Here is a 4,030-nt window from a genome sequence, read left to right as displayed (position 1 = left end):
TCACCACAAACATGATGGGCAGCCCGCGTTGCGCCGCGGTCCAGATCGCCTGGATGCAATACATAGCTGATCCGTCGCCGATCAGGCACACGATGCGCTGGTCCGGCCGCGAGCGACGTGGCGCCGAAGCGTTGCTCGGCGAGATAGCTGACGTCGAGCCGCGGCAGCACCACCAATGACATCACGAGATTGACGGTCACGACGACGACCAGCGGCGCCATGGCGCTCAGCAGCGGCGAAGCCTGGTCGCTGCGCTGACCATGCTGTAGCTCGGCTGGATCGAATTCGCGCGCAGTCGTCGCGCGCTCGCGCAAAAGCTCGTCGGCGGCGGCCTGCTCGATCGCGCCCTCAACATCTTCGCCGTAGCCTTCTCCGGCGCGGCGCGCAGCTGCTTCGGCGCGGTGCAGCCACCACAATCCCGTACCGAGTATGATGAAGGAGGCAATGATGCCGAGCCCCGGTGCGGCGAACGGCGTCGTGCCGAAGAACGGCATCGGGATGGCGTTCTGGATCGACGGCGTCCCGGGCAAGGCCGACATCGTGAAGGTCGACGTTCCCAGCACGATCGCGGCCGGGATCAGCCGACGCGGAATCGAAGCGGCGCGAAACAGCGAACGGGCCATGGGAACGATGACGAAGAACGCGACGAACAGGCTGACGCCGCCATAGGTAACCAGCGCGCCGGCGAGCACGACCGCCAGGATCACGCGCTGCTCGCCGAGACGCTCCGCCATGAATCTGGCGACCGACATCACCGCGCCGCTGTCGTCCATCAACTTGCCGAAGACGGCGCCAAGCAGGAAGATCGGAAAGAACTGCGCGAGGAATCCCGCGGCGTTGATCATGAACACCTGGGTCAGGTTCGCGAGCAGCGGCTCCCCGCCGAATAGCGCGGCAACGAGAGCGGCGAACGGCGCGAGCAGCAGGACGCTCCAGCCGCGGAAGGCGAACAGCACGAGCAGACCGAGCCCGACGAGGAGGCCGAGGAGACCCATGTCTCAGCACTCCGACAGGAGGACGTCGAGATCGGCGGTCGAACGACGGCCGATATCCGCGCCGTGCTCGCGGAGAAAGGCGTCCGCGGCCATGCGCCCCTCGGCGCGCAGCATCGAGACGAACTCCCACTCCGCGTTGAGCTTCGAGGAGGCCCCGAACTTCGCCAGCATGTCGCTCTTGATCCGATGGGTCCGCATCTTCGCCCAGCGCGCGCCCTCGCCGCTGCCGGGGTCGGCCGCCTGGCGCAGCAGCGCGATCATGCGCAGCTCCTTCATCAGCGGCGAGTTGAAGGAGATTTCGTTCAACCGGTTGAGGATCTCCGCGGCGGTCCGCGGCTCCTCCAGCCGCTCGGTCGGGTTGATCTGGACGAGAATGGTGTCGTGCGCGTCGCTTTCGCGAACCAGCGGCGTGATCGTCGGGTTGCCGGCGAAGCCGCCGTCCCAATAGGGCTCGCCCTCGATCTCGATGGCGCGGAACATGGTCGGCAGGCAGGCCGATGCCAGCAGCACGTCCGCCGTGATCTCCGCGTTGCGGAAGATACGGCCACGTCCGGTGCGCACCCGCGTCGCAGTGATGAACAGCTGGATCGGCGAGCGCGCGAGCCGTTCGAAATCGATGCTCTCGGCCAGAACCGCGCGCAGCGGATTGTAGCCGGTCGGATTGAGATCGTAGGGCGACAGCACACGCGACATCAGGTCGGTGAGAATGTAAAAGGGCGACGTATCGAGGGTCCAGCGCCCCATCAAGCGATCGAGCGGCGAGCGCTGGAGCAGGCTGAACGCCGCGGCCTTCGAAACACGGCGCCAGTATTGCTCGAGCGCCTCACGCGCGCCCGCGGCCCCGCCGGCCGTCCAGCCATCCGCCAGCACAGCCGCATTCATCGCGCCAGCGGAGGTTCCGGAGATCGCGGCGATCTCCAGCCAATCCTCTTCCAGGAGGCGGTCGAGCACACCCCAGGCGAAGGCGCCGTGCGAACCGCCGCCCTGAAGCGCGAGATCAATCAGTACGGCGTCCCGTTCCATGGCGGACACTCACGCAACTGAAGTTCAAATTCGACATGATTTTTGACCATGTCGAATTCGACCGCAGTGTGAGAGCAGTTGTCACAAGATGCAACCGGAACGTGGGGCGGTCTAGAGCTATTTCCGTTCCGATGCGATCAGAGCGGAAATGGCTCTAGATTCTAACGCGAACCGGTAGTCCACTTCGCTCGAAAACGCTTTAGTGCTCGAACACCAGCCGCGCGCCGACCGTGCCATCGAGACTGCGGATCTGCTGGAGCAGCGCCGCCGAATCCTGGCCGCCGAGATCGGCATCGAGCACGACGTAACCGAGATCGCCGGCGGTCTCCAGATATTGCGCGGCGATGTTGATGTCGCGCTGGAGGAAGACCTCGTTGAGCCGCCGCAGCATGCCCGGCACGTTGCGATGGACATGGCTGAAGCGCGCGCCGGCGGGGCGCAGATGCAGCTGCACTTCCGGGAAATTCACCGCGCCCATGGTCGATCCCGTGATGAAATAGTCGACCAGCTTGCGCGCGACCTCGCCGCCGATGCGCTCCTGCGCCTCCTCGGTGGAGCCGCCGATATGCGGCGTGAGGATGACGTTCTCGAGGCCCTGCACCGGGCTGTTGAAACGGTCCGCGTTCGAGGACGGCTCGACCGGAAACACGTCGATGGCGGCGCCAGCGAGATGGCCGTCGCGCAAGGCGCGCGCGAGCGCGTCGAGATCGACCACGGTGCCGCGGCTGTTGTTGATCAGGAACGAGCCTGATTTCATCGCGCGCAGTTCCCTCTCGCCGATCATGCCCGCGGTCTCCGGCGTCTCCGGAACGTGCAGGCTGACGACGTCGCTCTGCGCCAGCAGCTCTTCCAGCTTCTCGACCGGCTCGGTGTTGCCGTGGCGGAGCTTGTCGGTGCGGTCGAAATAGATCACGCGCATGCCGATCGCCTCGGCCAGCGTCGAGAGCTGCGAGCCGATATTGCCGTAGCCGACAATGCCGAGGGTGCGGCCGCGCACCTCGCGGCTGCCGGTCGCCGACTTGTCCCATCCGCCCTCATGCGCCGACACCGAGCGCGGAAATATCCGCCGCAACAGCATCACGATCTCGCCGATCACGAGCTCGGCGACGCTGCGCGTGTTGGAGAACGGCGCGTTGAACACGGGAATGCCGCGCTTGCGCGCCGCCATGAGATCGACCTGGTTGGTGCCGACGCTGAAGCAGCCGACCGCGAGCAGCTGGTCGGCGGCGGCGAGCACCTCGTCGGTGATCTGGGTGCGCGAGCGGATGCCGAGCAGCGACACGCCCTTGAGGGCGCGCCGCAGATCCTCACCGTCCAGCGCCTTGGTCAGCCGCTCGACATTGGTGAAGCCCGCGATCCTGAACAGGTCCACGGCACTGTCATTGACGCCTTCGAGCAGCAGCGCCTTGGCGCTCCGCTCAGGGCTTTGGCCTGGGGCTGGCATGGTGTCTCCTGAAATGGCGGCTTTGCCGCAGCTCTTAGACCGCGGAGGAGGCCCAGCACAATAGGGGTCGGATACGGGGAGAAGATGGCAGGTAATAGAGCAGCCTGGCATCCCACCAGCGCTCACAATAGCTGTCCGGTCATCCAGAGGCGAGTGGCGCGATGCAAAGCATCGCGCCGGGAGCCTCGCAGGATGAACGGCCCCTATGCAGCCGGGCCGTCGCCCTTCGAGGCTCGCCTTGCTTCGCAAGACGAGCACCTCAGGGTGACGGTATCTCGAGTCAAATCACATAAAACCCATGCGTGCCGTCGCGGCGGAGCTGCTCGACGAGACCATATTCCCAATCGAGATAGGCCTGCATCGCGGCTTGCGCGACGTCGGTGCCTTCATAGGGCCGACGGTAACGGTGGGCCGGATCGGGCTTGGGCAGCACGCGCGGCGGGCCGATCTCGAGCGCGCCGTCATAGCCTCCGTCCAGCACATAGACCTCCCAGCCCATCTGCGCCAGCCACGACGCCGTCATGTCGGCGCGGACGGCCTTGTCGTCGGTCAGGACGATGCGCGCGCC

General features: G+C 66.0%; 2 protein-coding genes and 3 pseudogenes. All 5 read right to left on the bottom strand.

Translation table 11 applies throughout. The annotated features are described in order from the left end of the window. Positions 1-109 (bottom strand): annotated as a pseudogene (locus MOV75_RS29555) (thiamine pyrophosphate-dependent enzyme); the annotation flags it as partial. Beyond that, a pseudogene (locus MOV75_RS29550) lies at positions 105-995 on the bottom strand (GntP family permease); the annotation flags it as partial. The pseudogenes MOV75_RS29550 and MOV75_RS29555, both read right to left, overlap by 5 nt. Positions 996-998: 3 nt before the next feature. Beyond that, positions 999-2,018 carry a patatin-like phospholipase family protein gene (locus MOV75_RS29545; protein WP_247007084.1) on the bottom strand — a complete coding sequence of 340 codons (1,020 nt, stop codon included), beginning with the start codon at positions 2,016-2,018 and terminating at the stop codon, positions 999-1,001. 199 nt (positions 2,019-2,217) lie between these two features. Next, positions 2,218-3,462 carry a phosphoglycerate dehydrogenase gene (serA, locus tag MOV75_RS29540; protein WP_247007083.1) on the bottom strand — a complete coding sequence of 415 codons (1,245 nt, stop codon included), beginning with the start codon at positions 3,460-3,462 and terminating at the stop codon, positions 2,218-2,220. 280 nt (positions 3,463-3,742) lie between these two features. Beyond that, positions 3,743-4,030: pseudogene (locus tag MOV75_RS29535) on the bottom strand (thiosulfate sulfurtransferase); the annotation flags it as partial.

The sequence above is a fragment of the Bradyrhizobium sp. PRIMUS42 genome (assembly GCF_023006515.1).
In the GTDB taxonomy this organism is placed as follows: Bacteria; Pseudomonadota; Alphaproteobacteria; order Rhizobiales; family Xanthobacteraceae; genus Bradyrhizobium.
The sequence above is the reverse complement of the archived record's forward strand: the minus strand, read 5'-3'. Positions and strand labels throughout refer to the sequence as shown.

Coding starts and splice junctions, on each gene's coding strand:
- MOV75_RS29545 (WP_247007084.1), bottom strand. CDS start 2,018: ATGGAACGGGACGCCGTACTGATTGATCTCGCGCTTCAGGGCGGCGGT.
- serA (WP_247007083.1), bottom strand. CDS start 3,462: ATGCCAGCCCCAGGCCAAAGCCCTGAGCGGAGCGCCAAGGCGCTGCTG.